Source organism: Rathayibacter festucae DSM 15932 (assembly GCF_004011135.1).
In the GTDB taxonomy this organism is placed as follows: Bacteria; Actinomycetota; Actinomycetes; order Actinomycetales; family Microbacteriaceae; genus Rathayibacter; species Rathayibacter festucae.
Genome location: NZ_CP028137.1, coordinates 1,993,800 through 2,006,865, shown reverse-complemented (window position 1 = coordinate 2,006,865; position 13,066 = coordinate 1,993,800). Strand labels below are relative to the sequence as shown.

Below are 13,066 nucleotides of genomic sequence, written 5' to 3'. Positions count from 1 at the left end.
ACGGATCCGCCGACCGGCTCCCGCGGCGGGCGGGGAGACGACGACCGTAGCCGCATGACTCCTACCGATCGCCTCGCCACCGCCCGCCACAGCCCCTCCCGGGAGCCGGAGCTCCTCCGCGTGAGCGGGCTGCCCGACCTGCTCGCCGCCGTCCCCTCGATGATCGGCCTCCATCCGGAGGACGCTCTCGTCGTCGTCCCGTTCCTCGGGAACCGGGCCGGAGGCGGTTTCCGCTTCCCGATCCCTCACCGACTGCGCCGAGCGGAGATCGATCAGCTGGCGGGCCGGTGCGAGCGCTTCACGGCGTCGATCTCGCGGGCGACCGGGGTGCTGGCCATCGTCTACACGCGGCAGAGCTACGCGACCGCGCACGGCATCCCGCTGCTCGACCTCGGCCGCACCGTCCTCCGGCGGCTGGAGCGGACCGACCTCGGGATCGTCGGCGTGGCCTGCGTCGCCGCCGACGGCTGGGGGCGCTACACCTCGATCGAGGAGACGCGCGAGCCGCGCCCGCTCGCCGAGATCGAGGAGAGCCGGACCGGCGTCCTCGCGCGCGCGGCGGCTCCCGAGCCGCTCGACGTGACGGCGCTCGCCGCACTGCCGACGGTCTCGGACTCCGATCGCGCGACGGTCGAGGCGATCGTGCGTCATCCGGCCTCGGGGGCGCACGACGTGATCGGCCTGGTCGAGCGGTGGCTGCACGGTCCGCCGGCACCGCGGCAGGAGGCCACGCTGATCCGGGTGCTGCAGTCCCCGGCGCTGCGCGATCAGGCGACCCTGCAGATCGCCCTCGGCTGCGAGACGGCGATCGAGGAGCGGCGGCGTCAGAAGCGGCTCGAGGAGGAGCAGGCGCGCACCGGCCGCCTGATGGACGAGCTCGTCGAGGGCGACGCCGACGCGGGACTCGAGGACGCGCACGACCTGCTCTCCGCGTCGCTGATGATGGGGACGGGGCCCGGCCCGGATCTCGAGCGGACCGAGCGAGCGACAGGTCGGCTCGCTCGCGCGGCAGCGCTCGCGCCCGTCGAGGCGCGGCCGCCGGTGCTGACCGTCCTCGCCTGGTGCTGGTGGGCGCTCGGCGTCTCCTCGATCGCCACCCGGCACCTCGAGGAGGCGCTCCGGATCGACCCGCACTACTCGCTGGCGAAGCTCCACCGGTCGGTGCTCGAGATCCGCGCCGTGCCCGACTGGGTGCTCGACTCCGCCGCGCGGTCGCTGGACCGGGCGGCGGCGCACGTGTGACCGGCGCGGAGAGCACGTGGTGACGCGGTGCCGAGCGCGGCTCTTGCCTCCTCGGACGAGCGCGAGTAACGTGCAACCATATGGTTGTACGAATCGAGGACGAGAGCGATGTCGACCGGCTGTTCCAGGCGCTCGCCGACAGGACGCGGCGCGACATCGTCGCACGGGTGCTGGAAGCGGAGCAGTCCGTGACAGTGCTCGCGGCACGCTACGAGATGTCCTTCGCCGCGGTGCAGAAGCACGTCGCGGTGCTGGAGCGGGCGGAGCTCGTCCGCAAGCGCCGCAGCGGGAGGGAGCAGCTCGTGAGCGGAGAGGTCGCCTCGCTCAGGAGGGCGGCGCGACTGATCGAGGCCTACGAGCTGCTCTGGCGCGATCGCGTCGATCGCATCGCCGACGTCCTCGCCGAGGACGAGGTGCGACCGCCGGAGGAACGAAGGAAGGGACGTGCACAATGACCGTCGTGGAGTCCGTCAAGGACATCGAGAACCTGACCATGACCATCACCGCCGAGTTCGAGGCGCCCGTCGAGCGGGTGTGGCGGATCTGGGTGGACCCGCGGCGGCTCGAGCGCTGGTGGGGACCGCCGACCTGGCCGGCGACCTTCGAGGCGCACGAGGCGGTGGAGGGCTCGCGAAGCCGGTACTTCATGACGGGGCCGGACGGGGAGAAGGCCCGCGGCTACTGGGTGGTGACGAAGGTCGAGGAGCCGACGCGGTTCGAGTTCGACGACGGCTTCGCCGACGAGGAGGGGCGCCCGGACGACTCGCTGGGCGTCACCCACGCGGTCGTCACCCTCGCCGAGGTGGACGGACGCACCCGGATGACCGTCCGCTCCTCCTTCGAGACCCTCGAGCAGCTCGAGCAGATGGTGCAGATGGGCATGGAGGAGGGGATGAACCAGGCGATGGGGCAGATCGACGCGCTGCTCGCGGAGTGAGCAGGGCCGAGGGCCCGCGGCGGTGGGCGCGCCGTCCGGCGACCGGCTGTCTCAGCTCTGCGGCGCCGAGTCCGTGAGATCGGCGGCGTACGCGGCGACCGAGCGGCGATAGCGCGGCAACGTCGGGGCGAGCGCCTCGAGGGCGGTCCTCAGCGCCTCGTCGGTGCGGCCGGCGCTGTGCAGGGCGAGTGCGAGGAAGACCTCGCGCGCCGCACCGACCGACGGGTGCGGCTGGGCGGAGGAGAGGAGGACGATCGCCTCCTTGGTCCGGCCGAGGTTCCGCAGGGTCGAGGCGTACTGGATGCTCAGCCGGGCGAGGCGCTCGTCGTCGAGACCGGCGGCGACGGCGCGCTCGTACTCCACGGCCGCCTCCGCCTCGTGGCCTGCGCTGTCGAGGGCACCGCCGAGCTCGAAGTGCGCGACGCCGTCGCTGCCCGGGTAGCGCGCGGCGAGCACTCGCATCCGCTCGACGACACCGTCCGGATCCTCGAGGCCGTCGAGCCGGTCGACGGCGCGCTGCCAGAGGAGGAGCTCGTCGTCCGCGTCGTCCTCGGGCGCGGCTCCGAGCTCCTCGAACAGCGTCAGCTGCAGGCCGTCGGGGGATCGCAGGCGGGAGTTGAGCGAGCGCCAGGGCGTCTCCCGCGGGGAGGCGACGAGTTCGGCGCCCGCGTCGGCGAGGGCCGCGGTCGCGGCGGCGGCGTCGTCGACCTCGAAGGCGATCCGGAGGGGGTCGCTCGTGTCGCCGTCCGTCTCGAGGCCGTCGATCATCCGCACCTGCGCGGGGTTCGCCAGCTCGAGGGTGGCGACGCCGGCCTCGAGGATCGCGACGCGGGCGTCGCCGTCGCCCTCGAAGGCGGCGCGCTCGGTCAGGCCGAGGGTGTCCCGGTAGAAGCGGAGCGCCGCGTCGAGGTCGTCCACCTGGACGACGAGGCGGAGCTGGCGGACGGCGGGGGGAGTGGAGGCGGTCACGTGCCGACGCTACCGGGTCTCGACAGGCCGTCCTGCGGACGGCTGCTCGACCGGCAGGGGGTCCACGTCCGCTCCTTGCGGATCGGGTGCGGCTTCACGCCGCATGTCGGCCCCCCGCATGCTGGTCGAGTAGCCCCGCAGGGGCGTATCGAGACCCGGCTCCGCCAGAAGGGCGGGTCTGCAGACCCTCCTTCGGACGACGGCGGATCTCGATACGCCCGCTTCGCGGTCTACTCGATCAGCATGTGCGCAGGAGTGCGGGTGCTCGTGAGAGCAGCATGTGCGCACGGGCGCGGGTGCTCGTGAGGGCAGGACGTCAGGACGCCGTGTTGTCCGACGCCGTGGGGGAGTCCGACGCGGCGGGGGTCTCGCGGCCGGTGTCCTCGACCTCGGCGGGTGCGGCGCGGCGTCCGGCCTCGATCACGGCGGTGGAGGCGGCGGCGCCGGCGACCAGGGCGAAGAGCGCCCAGCCGGCCCCCCACTTCCGCTTCCCGACGAGGCCGTCGAAGGAGAGAGCGCCCGGTCCGTCCGCGACGATCGCGGTCGCGGCGGCCGCGAGCAGGCCGTTGTACTCCCAGCCCCCGCCGCTGTTCCAGAGGCCGTTCGACCAGTGCACCTTGCGGACGGCCGTGACCATGGTCGCGATCAGCCCGGCCGCCGCGACCGGCGTCGCCAGGCCCAGGGCGAGCGCGGCGCCGCCCGCGGTCTCGGTGACGGCGGCAGCGACCGCGTTCCGGCGCGCCGGGTGCAGCTCCAGGCTCTTCATCATCTGCTCGGTGCCGTCGAGGCCGGGCCCGTCGAACGAGCCGCGGAGCTTCTGCAGTCCGTGTCCGACGAACAGACCGCCGACGGCGAGACGGAGAACGAGCGAGCCGACCTTCATGGTGACCTCCGGGAGGGGTGGGGTGGTGCGGGACGTGTAGAGCGAGCGTCGCGGCTCGACCGGGCCGGGTCAAGGGGTCGCGCCGACCGCAGGAATCGAGCAGACACGGCCTAGGCGGTCAACCGGTTCGCCTCCTATGATCGGAGCAGATCGACTCGAAGGAGAGCACGCATGACCGGACGCCTCACTGGCAAGACCGCCCTCGTCACCGGAGCCGGCTCCGGCATCGGCCGGGCCGTGGCGGAGCGCTTCGCACGCGAGGGCGCCCGGGTCGCCTTCACCGACCGCGACCTCGCCGCGGCGGAGGACGCAGCGGCCGCCTTCCCGGACTCCGTCGCCGTCCGGCTCGACATCTCGGACGAGAGCAGCGTCGAGCAGGCCTTCGCCCGTCTCGCGGCCGACGGCTTCGCGGTCGACGTGGTCGTCGCGAACGCCGGCGTGCAGCTCTTCGGCCAGGACGCGAAGATCGCCGACCTCGACCTCGACGTCTGGCGCCGCACGATCGACATCAACCTCACCGGCACCTTCCTCACCGTCAAGCACGCCGTCCGTGCACTGCGAGGCCGCGGCGGCTCGATCGTCCTCACCGGCAGCCCGACCGGGCTCAACGGCGAGGGCCAGGACTTCACCGCCTACAGCAGCTCGAAGGCCGGCATGCACGGCCTCGCCCGCACCGTCGCCGCCGCCTACGCGGGAGAGGGGATCCGCGTGAACACGGTCGTCCCCGGCTACACCGAGACCCCGCTGGTCACCGCGATCTCGGGCGACGCCGAGGCCCGCGCCGCGATCACCTCGCGCATCCCGCTCGGTCGACCCGGCTCCGCGGCGGACGTCGAGGGCATCATGGTCTACCTCGCCAGCGACGAGTCGAGCTACGCCACCGGCGCGCTCTTCCGCGTCGACGGCGGCATGACCACCCTCTGATCGTGCCCGCGATCGAGATCTCGCCGGCCGCACCGACGGTCCCGGCCGGGCTCCTCCAGACCGCCGAGCGCGACGCGCGGACGGTCCGAAGCGGCCCGTGGTCGCTGCGGTACTCCGACGGCCGGCTCGACGACCTCTGCTTCGGCGCCGCGCGGATCCTCCGCGGAGTCCGGTTCGTCGTCCGCGACGAGGACTGGGGGACCTTCGCGACCGTCCGCGCAGCGCTCGACATCGAGGGCGGCACTCTCGTGGTCGAGGGCGAGAGCGCTCAGGGGGAGGCGCGCGTCGCCTGGACCCTGCGCGCGGACTTCTCCGGCGACTCGCTCACGATCGCACTCGAGGCGCGGGCGAGCACGCCCTTCCTCCGCAACCGCCTGGGGCTGATCGTGCTGCACGGCACGGAGAGCGCCGGAGCGCCCGTCGAGGCGCGTCACCCGGGCGGCACCGCCGACCGCCTCGCCTTCCCCGAGCGGATCGCGCCCCATCAGCCGGCGCAGGACCTCGCCGGTCTCGCCTGGTCCGCCGACGGCGTCCCGGTCGAGCTGACCCTGGAGGGCGATGTGTTCGAGACGGAGGATCAGCGCAACTGGACCGACGCGTCGTTCAAGACCTACTCGACGCCGCTGAGCCTGCCGTTCCCGGTGCCGGTTGCCGCGGGGGAGATCGTCCGGCAGAGCCTGCGGATCGACTGCGGCGGCGCGCCGCCGACCGTCACGCGGGAATCGCCCGCGTCCCCCTCCGTCCTGCGGACCGGGAGCGCCGGGCACCCGCTCCCCGAGATCCGCACGTCCGCCGCGAGCGCGCCGGCGGACCTCCGGTCGGACGTGCGACCGGCGCTCGATCTGCTGGTCGAGTGCGACGTGCGCTGGGCGGGCTGGCGTCGCGCCCTGCGGCGCGCACTCGAGGACGCCGGCGGACGCCCGATCGATCTGCGCATCGTCGCGTCCGGTCCCGACGACGTCTCCGCGGTCCTCGACGAGTTCGGCGACGCGCCGCTCGCCCGCCTCGGCGTCTTCGCCGCCCGGGGCCACCGCAGCACGCCCGAGCTGCTCGAGGCGGCGCGACGGGCGGCGGCCGAGCGCGGCGCCGAGGTCGTCGGCGGCGTCCGCTCGCACTTCACCGAGCTCAACCGGGGCGCGGACGCGCTCGCGCACGTGGACGCGCCGCTCGCCTTCAGCATCACCCCCTTCATGCACGACCGCTCCGGGCACCAGCTCGTCGAGTCCCTCGCCGTGCAGCGCACGGTGGTGCGCGACGCGACGGCGCTCGCGCAGGGCCGCCGCCTGCACATCGGTCCGGTCACGCTCGGTGCGCGGATGAACGCGGTGTCGACCTCGCCGTTCGACCCCGGCGCCGCCGACATCGACCGGTCCGGCTACGGCCCGCAGATCGTCCCGGGTGCGGACGACGTGCGCCAGCACGCGCCCGAGCTCGCGGCCTGGGTCGTCGGCAGCCTCGACGCGCTCGCGGCCCCGGGCGTCGCCTCCCTCGCCTACTTCGAGCAGTGGGGACCGCGCGGTGTCGCCGCGGCGGCCGGCGTCACGGCCGCCGGCGCGGTGCTGCAGTGGGCGGCGGCCCTGACCGGGACACCTCGTCTGGACGTGGACGCGCCGGGACTCGTCGCGCTCGGAGCCGTCGCCGCGGACGGCCGGGTGGTGCTGCTCGGCAACCCGGGCGGCGTCGCGGTGGCGGTCGATCCGACGGGGATCGAGCGCTGGGAGGCGGCCGGGGAAGCGGTCGGCGAGCCGTTCGTGCTCGAACCGGGCGGAGCCGCGCGGGTGCTGCTGACACCGTAGCCGCGTCCGCGGACCGACGTCTCGCGCCGCCGGAACCGCTCGATGTGGGCGTCCCGCGGCGGGTCGACCGACGTGCGACGCCAGAGCCCGCCCCGACCACACGGTGGTGAGGATCCGTCGGTATCGTCGTCGGCGGCGCGCGAGCGCGGGACCCCCGCCCGCGCCGCGCGCCCCTGAACGAGAGGGACCTCCGTGAAGCATCGACGCCGCGCCCACCTGACCACCGCACGCTCCGCACTGGCACTGTCCGCTCTGGCGCTGTCCGGCGTGCTGGCGCTCTCCGGCTGCTCCGCCCCCGCCGAGGACGCGAAGACCGAAGAGCCGACCTCTCCGCTGGTCGAGTACCTCGGGGCGCTCTACGGCGGCGACCTCTCGCCCGAGGAGCAGGAGGAGAAGTACAGAGAGCAGGACCGCAAGCGCGAGGAGCTCGTCGCGACCTGTATGCAGGAGTCGGGCTTCGACTACACCCCGAGCGTGCAGTCGGCGTCGTTCTCGTCGTCCGACGCCGACGCCTACAAGCCGGACGATCGCGAATGGGTCGCGCAGTACGGCTACGGCGTCGTCGACTCTCCCGGTCGCTACGACTCGGCCGAGCCGGAGGACGAGTACGTCGACGCCAACTCCGAGTACTACGACAGCCTCTCGGAGTCCGAGAAGGCGGCCTACTCCGAGGCGCTCCACGGCCCGGCGGAGCCGGAGGACGCCGCGGCCTCCGAGGACGGGTCGTACGAGTACGACTGGACGACGGCGGGCTGCTTCGGCGCCGCCCAGCACGAGCTCGAGGGGGAGGACCCGGCGTCGGCGGAGAAGCACAAGCCGGTGATGGACGCGCTGAACGAGTTCTACACCGATCTGCAGTCGGTCCCCGAGCTGGCGGATCTCGATGCCGCGTGGTCCTCCTGCCTGAGCGACGCGGGCTACCCGGGCTTCGCCACCCCCTACGTGGCCGTGAACTCGATCAGCGACAAGCTGACGGCGGTCTACGACGCGGCCGGCGACCAGGTGGTCGAGCCGACCGACCCGAAGCTCGTCACGGTGAAGGACGAGGAGATCGAGCTCGCCCTCGCCGATCTGGACTGCCGGGAGAAGACCGACTACACCGCGGTGCACAAGAAGGTCCAGGACGCGCTGGAGCAGCGGTTCATCGACGACCACCGCGCCGAGCTCGACGCGCTGAAGGCCGACGCCGAGCAGGGCGAGTAGATGCGCGTTCCCCGCCGCCCGGGCTCCGGCGATCCGACGCCGCCCGACTCGGAGCCGACCGGTCGAACGACCTCCGATCCGACGCCGACCGATCCGCTCGACCTCCTCGCGGTCACCGAGCCCGCCGACGATCCCGACCACGGCTCCGAGACTCCGCGGCGTCGCGGCCGCTTCGCCGCACTCGCCGCCGTCGTCTCGCGCAACCGCGTCCTCTGGATCGTGGCCGCCGCCGCGCTGCTGAGCCTCGTCGCGGGACTGCTCGTCGGGAGGTTCGTGGTGTCGCCCGCCGAGGCCGCCGCGAACGCGGAGCCGCCCGCCCCCGGCCTGATCACCGCGCCGGTCGAGTCCGGCGAGCTGAGCAACGACGTGACCCTCCGCGGCGAGGTGCGCTACGCGGACGCCGTCGAGGTGACCATCGACACGACCGGGATCCAGGGCGCGGCAGTGGTGACCGGTCAGGTCCCGGCGGCCGGCACCGAGCTGTCGCCGCTGTCGATCGCCCTGGAGATCGCCGGCCGCCCCGTCATCGTCCTCCCCGGCGATCTGCCGGCCTACCGGACCCTGCGGTTCGGGGTGTCCGGGCCGGACGTGGTGCAGTTCAAGACGGCGCTGCGCGGCCTCGGCATCGATGCCGGCGACCCGGCCGACGACGTCTTCGACGAGACGGCCGCGAACGCGGTCACCGAGCTGTACGCCCAGGCCGGCTACGCGCCGCCCGCGACGCAGGAGGACGGCGAGGACGTCGTCCGCGCCGCCCAGGAGACGCTGCGCTCGGCCGAGCAGGGACTCGTCGCCGCGCAGAAGGAGCTCGACGCCGCTCGGGCGGGCTCCTCGCCCGTCGAGGTCCGCGAGGCGGACAACGCGGTCGCGAGCGCACGACGCGAGCTGGAGGCCGCCCACGCGGCCGAGCCGCCGGACGGCCTCCGCATCGCGGACCTCGACGACGCGCTCGGCCTCGCCGAGCTCCGGCGAGCCCAGCTGGGCGCGAGCACCGACACCGGCGCCCAGCGCGGCGCCGTCGAGTCGGCGCAGTCCCAGGTGACGCAGGCCCAGGAGGACCTCACCCGCGCCCGCCAGTCCGTCCTCCCGGCGCTCCCCGCAGGCGAGGTGCTGTTCCTCACCTCGCTCCCGCGGCGGGTGGACGCCGTCACCGCCAAGCGCGGCAGCGTGCTGTCCGGGGCGGCGATGACGGTCTCCGGCGCGCAGGTCGAGCTCTCCGGCTCCGCCGCCGAGGCCGACGCGCGGCTGCTCTCGGTCGGGCAGAAGGCCTCGTTCGAACTTCCCGACCGGTCGTCGCACGGCGCCACGGTGTCGGGTGTCGATCCCGCGAAGGACGGCAAGGGGCGCTGGACGGTGACGCTCACCCCCGATCCGCTCTCGCCCGAGCAGATCGAGCAGCTGCGCGACACCAACGTCAAGGTCACGGTCGCGGTCGGAGCGACCGAGGGCGCCGTGCTCTCGGTCCCGGTCGCCGCGCTGTCCGCCGGCTCCGGCGGCGAGAGCCGGGTCGAGGTCGTCGACGGCGATCCGCGCGACCCGGGCGCCGCCACCCGGCTCGTCGTCGTCACCACCGGACTCGCCGCGAAGGGCGCGGTCGAGGTGTCGCCGGTGGACGGGACGCTCGACGAGGGCGACCTGGTCGTGGTCGGCCGGTGACCGCTCCGCTGGTCGAGCTGCGGGACGTCACCCGCTCGTTCCCGGGTCCGCCCGAGGTGCAGGCGCTCAAGGGCGTCAGCCTCCGGATCGACGAGGGGGACTACGTCTCGATCGTCGGCCCCAGCGGCTCGGGCAAGTCGACGATGCTGAACATCCTCGGGCTGCTCGACCGGCCGAGCGTCGGCGAGTACCGGCTCGACGGCGCGCTCACCGGGGCGCTCGACGAGGACACCCGGGCCGCCGTGCGGGCGCAGCGCATCGGCTTCGTGTTCCAGTCCTTCCACCTGCTGCCGCGGCGCACGGTGCTCGAGAACGTGATGCTGCCGATGCTCTACAGCGGGACGCCGCGCGCCGACCGCGAGGCGCGCGCCCGCGACGCCCTGCTCCGGGTCGGCCTCGGGCACCGGCTCGGCTTCCTGCCGACCACGCTCTCGGGAGGCGAGCGCCAGCGCGTCGCCGTGGCGCGCGCCGTGGTCGCCCGCCCGAGCCTCCTCCTCGCCGATGAGCCCACCGGCAATCTGGACGGCTCGACGACCGCGGACGTGATGCGGCTCTTCGAGGAGCTGACGGACACCGGACTCACCCTGGTCGTCATCACCCACGACCTCGCCGTCGCCCGACGGGCGCGCCGGTGCCTCCGCATCGCCGACGGACGGATGCAGGAGGTGACCGCATGAGCCCGGCACTCGCGGCGCTGCGCCGGCGGCTCGGGCGCCGGCGACCGCGCTCGGCCGCCGCGTCCGCGCTGCTGCGGCCGGTCCGCCGCGCGGACCGCTTCACCGCCGCCGACCTGCTCGCCGAGGCCACCTCCGACATCGGCACGCGGCCGGCCCGGCTGGTGATGACTCTGCTCGGCACGGTGCTCGGCATCGGCGCTCTCGTCGCCACGATCGGCTTCGCCCAGACGACCGCCGATCAGCTCGCCCGCCGGTTCGACGCGTTCGCCGCCACCCAGGTCGTCGTGCAGCCGGCCGAGGCGAAGGACTCCTCCGGCGACAGCGTCGCCACCGGGCGCCTGCCCTGGGACGCCGTCGACCGGGTGCTCCGGCTCGCCGGTGTCGAGCAGGCGGCTCTCGTCGGCGAGGTGTCCCTCCGCGAGGGCGCGAGCGTCACCGCCGTCCCGGTCAACGACCCCTCGGCGCCCGCCGCCGCCCCGCCGCGGGTGTTCGCCGCCTCCGCCGATCTCCTCGGCACCCTCGAGGGCGACGTGACCACCGGGCGGATGTTCGACTCCGGACACGACGCGCGCGCCGACCGCGTCGTCGTCCTCGGCAGCCGCGCGGCGGAGCGGCTCGGTGTCGAGCGCGTCGACTCCCGGCCGTCGATCCTGATCGACGGAGTCGCCTACTCGGTCCTCGGGATCTTCGCCGACGTCCACGCCCGCGCCGAGCTGCTCGACGCGGTCGTCCTCCCCACCGGCACCGCGCGGGCCGACTTCGCGCTCGCGACGCCGGGAGACCTCCAGGCGCGCATCGACATCGGCGCCGGCCCGCAGGTCGCGGCGCAGGCTCCGCTGACCCTCGCCCCGGACGCACCCGACTCCGTCTCCGTCTCCGCGCCAGGCGGCCGGTCCGAGCTGGCCGGCGACGTCCGCGCCGACGTGGACCTGGTGTTCCTGATCCTCTCGGTGGTGGTGCTCCTCGCGGGCGGCGTCGGCATCGCCAACGTCACCACGCTGTCGGTGATGGAGCGCGTCGGCGAGATCGGCCTGCGCCGTGCCCTCGGCGCCACACGACGCAGGATCGCGCAGCAGTTCATCGTCGAGTCGGCCGTGATCGGCCTCCTCGGCGGTCTGCTCGGTGCAGCGACCGGCGTCCTCGCGGTGCTCGCGGTCTCGCTCGCGCAGCAGTGGACCCCGGTGCTCGACCCCGGGGTGGCGTTCGGCGGCGCGCTCCTCGGCGCGCTGATCGGACTGCTCGCGGGCAGCGTGCCGGCGCGACGCGCCTCCCGCATCGAGCCGATCGCGGCCCTCCGCGGGACGTGAGCGCCGCCGCGGGCGCCCGGGTCGCGATCAGGGCGTCGGCCCCGATCCGCTGCCCGGGTGCCGCCGGAAGCGGCCCGACGCTCAGGCGTCGAGCGTCCAGCCCGGGCGCACCCAGTGGCAGGTGTAGCCGCCGGGATGCTTCCGGAGGTAGTCCTGGTGCTCCTCCTCCGCGTCCCAGAACTCGCCGGCCGGCTGGACCTCGGTGACGACCGGGCCCGGCCAGCGGCCGGAGGCGTCGATCTCGGCGATCGTCTCGCGGGCGACGCGCTCCTGCTCGGGCGAGAGGGCGACGATCACGGAGCGGTAGCCCGTGCCGATGTCGTTGCCCTGCCGGTTCCGGGTGGTCGGGTCGTGGGCCTGGAAGAAGAACTCGAGCAGGTCGCGGTACGAGGTCTGCTCGGGGTCGAACTCGATCTCCACCGCCTCGGCGTGGTCGCCGTGGTGGCGGTAGGTGGCGTTCGGGGTCGTCCCGCCGGAGTAGCCGGCGCGGGTCTCGAAGACGCCCGGCAGGTCCCGGATCAGCTCCTGCAGGCCCCAGAAGCAGCCGCCGGCGAGGATCGCGCGCTCCTCGGCCATCAGACGGCGACCGTCTCGGACAGCAGCGGGCGACCGCCGGAGCGGGTGGCCGCCGCGGAGGGCAGGCGGGTGGACCGGGCGCGGGCGCCGGTGTCGTGCGGGGGGATGAGCATGGGTTCTCCTTGTCCTCGTCCATTCCACCACCTGGGCGCGGTCCACGGGGGACCGGCCCAGGACCTAGCCGAGCAGCGTGTAGGTCGAGGCGTCCAGGTACACGGTGCTGTCGGTGCAGACCTCGATCGCCGCGGGCGCGCGGACGGCGGCATCGACCGCGTCGATCACCTCGGCCACCACGAACGTCGACGTCGCGGTCGGGCAGCCGAAGGCGCCGGGGGAGTGCCAGGCGACCCGGACGTCCGCCTGCGCCGCTGGAGCGAGGGCGAGCAGGCCGGCCGGGTTCGGGCCGTCGGCGGAGGCGACCGCGCCGAGGCGGCTGCCGTCGGCCCCCGCGGCGTAGACCCCGGGGATGCCGGCGAGCGTGCAGGTCCGGTCGGTCGTGTTCGTGAAGATCAGGTCGAAGGCGCTGCTGCCCGCGCCGGACGCGTCGGGGTCGGCGCGGTACTCGAGCGAGAGGTCGCTCCCGACGCAGCGGACGGTCTCGGGCGCCGGCTCGGGCGCGGGTGCCGGCGGCTGGGTCGCAGTCGGCAGCGGGGCGGGAGTCTCGGGTGCCGCCGTCGGCGCGGCGGTCGGCTCCGCGGTTGGGACGATCGAGGCGGGTGCCGACGCCGTCGCGGTGGGCGAGGCCGTGGGCGTCACCGTGGCCGTCGCGCTCGGCCGCGGCAGCGGCGAGGTGGAGGAGGCGATGTCGGCGCGCCCCGCGCAGCCGGTGACGAGGAGGCCGACCGCGGCGAGGGTCAGGGCCGCCGCGGCACCGCGGCGCAGGAGGTCGCTCATGG

13 protein-coding genes are annotated in these 13,066 nt (G+C 74.5%); 9 read left to right on the top strand and 4 right to left on the bottom strand.

All coding sequences use genetic code 11. The annotated features are described in order from the left end of the window. The first annotated feature begins 54 nt into the window (after positions 1-54). The 3 genes from C1I64_RS09380 to C1I64_RS09370 all read left to right on the top strand — a co-directional run bounded on the left by C1I64_RS09380 (position 55) and on the right by C1I64_RS09370 (position 2,179). Positions 55-1,242 (top strand): DUF4192 family protein, encoded by a 1,188-nt coding sequence (locus C1I64_RS09380; protein ID WP_127887015.1) that lies wholly within the window; start codon positions 55-57, stop codon positions 1,240-1,242. A gap of 80 nt (positions 1,243-1,322) precedes the next feature. Further along, positions 1,323-1,697, top strand: coding sequence for an ArsR/SmtB family transcription factor (locus C1I64_RS09375; protein ID WP_127887014.1), 375 nt, complete (start codon positions 1,323-1,325; stop codon positions 1,695-1,697). After that, positions 1,694-2,179 carry an SRPBCC family protein gene (locus C1I64_RS09370; protein WP_127887013.1) on the top strand — a complete coding sequence of 162 codons (486 nt, stop codon included), beginning with the start codon at positions 1,694-1,696 and terminating at the stop codon, positions 2,177-2,179. Before C1I64_RS09375 ends, C1I64_RS09370 begins: the two co-directional genes overlap by 4 nt. Positions 2,180-2,230: 51 nt before the next feature. Here C1I64_RS09370 and C1I64_RS20535 read toward each other — a convergent pair whose 3' ends face one another. Then, on the bottom strand, positions 2,231-3,148 hold the full coding sequence (locus tag C1I64_RS20535; protein ID WP_244209438.1) for a tetratricopeptide repeat protein: 918 nt from the start codon (positions 3,146-3,148) through the stop codon (positions 2,231-2,233). Between the two features lie 316 nt (positions 3,149-3,464). Next, the gene (locus C1I64_RS09355) at positions 3,465-4,031 is read right to left on the bottom strand and encodes a DoxX family protein (RefSeq protein WP_127887012.1); all 567 of its coding nucleotides are present in this window, start codon (positions 4,029-4,031) and stop codon (positions 3,465-3,467) included. Between the two features lie 171 nt (positions 4,032-4,202). Between C1I64_RS09355 and C1I64_RS09350 the strand changes: the two genes are divergently transcribed. The 6 genes from C1I64_RS09350 (at position 4,203) to C1I64_RS09325 (ending at position 11,594) form a co-directional block, all read left to right on the top strand. Then, positions 4,203-4,955 (top strand): SDR family NAD(P)-dependent oxidoreductase, encoded by a 753-nt coding sequence (locus C1I64_RS09350; RefSeq protein WP_123446058.1) that lies wholly within the window; start codon positions 4,203-4,205, stop codon positions 4,953-4,955. 2 nt (positions 4,956-4,957) lie between these two features. Beyond that, the gene (locus C1I64_RS09345) at positions 4,958-6,751 is read left to right on the top strand and encodes a D-apionate lactonase family protein (RefSeq protein ID WP_127887011.1); all 1,794 of its coding nucleotides are present in this window, start codon (positions 4,958-4,960) and stop codon (positions 6,749-6,751) included. Between the two features lie 192 nt (positions 6,752-6,943). Continuing rightward, on the top strand, positions 6,944-7,954 hold the full coding sequence (locus C1I64_RS09340; protein ID WP_127887010.1) for a hypothetical protein: 1,011 nt from the start codon (positions 6,944-6,946) through the stop codon (positions 7,952-7,954). Further along, complete coding sequence (locus tag C1I64_RS09335; protein WP_208645109.1) at positions 7,955-9,610, top strand: hypothetical protein; 1,656 nt, start codon at positions 7,955-7,957, stop codon at positions 9,608-9,610. Further along, complete coding sequence (locus C1I64_RS09330; protein ID WP_123732934.1) at positions 9,607-10,287, top strand: ABC transporter ATP-binding protein; 681 nt, start codon at positions 9,607-9,609, stop codon at positions 10,285-10,287. Before C1I64_RS09335 ends, C1I64_RS09330 begins: the two co-directional genes overlap by 4 nt. Then, positions 10,284-11,594 (top strand): ABC transporter permease, encoded by a 1,311-nt coding sequence (locus C1I64_RS09325; protein ID WP_123446062.1) that lies wholly within the window; start codon positions 10,284-10,286, stop codon positions 11,592-11,594. The genes C1I64_RS09330 and C1I64_RS09325 overlap by 4 nt, the downstream gene beginning before the upstream one ends. Before the next feature lie 81 nt (positions 11,595-11,675). Here the strand turns inward: C1I64_RS09325 and msrA are convergent, their stop codons facing one another. Then, entirely contained in the window at positions 11,676-12,170 is a 495-nt protein-coding gene (gene msrA, locus C1I64_RS09320) for a peptide-methionine (S)-S-oxide reductase MsrA (protein WP_123446063.1), read from the bottom strand. A gap of 177 nt (positions 12,171-12,347) precedes the next feature. Next, positions 12,348-13,064 carry a DUF4232 domain-containing protein gene (locus tag C1I64_RS09315; RefSeq protein ID WP_127887009.1) on the bottom strand — a complete coding sequence of 239 codons (717 nt, stop codon included), beginning with the start codon at positions 13,062-13,064 and terminating at the stop codon, positions 12,348-12,350. Between the last annotated feature and the right edge of the window lie 2 nt (positions 13,065-13,066).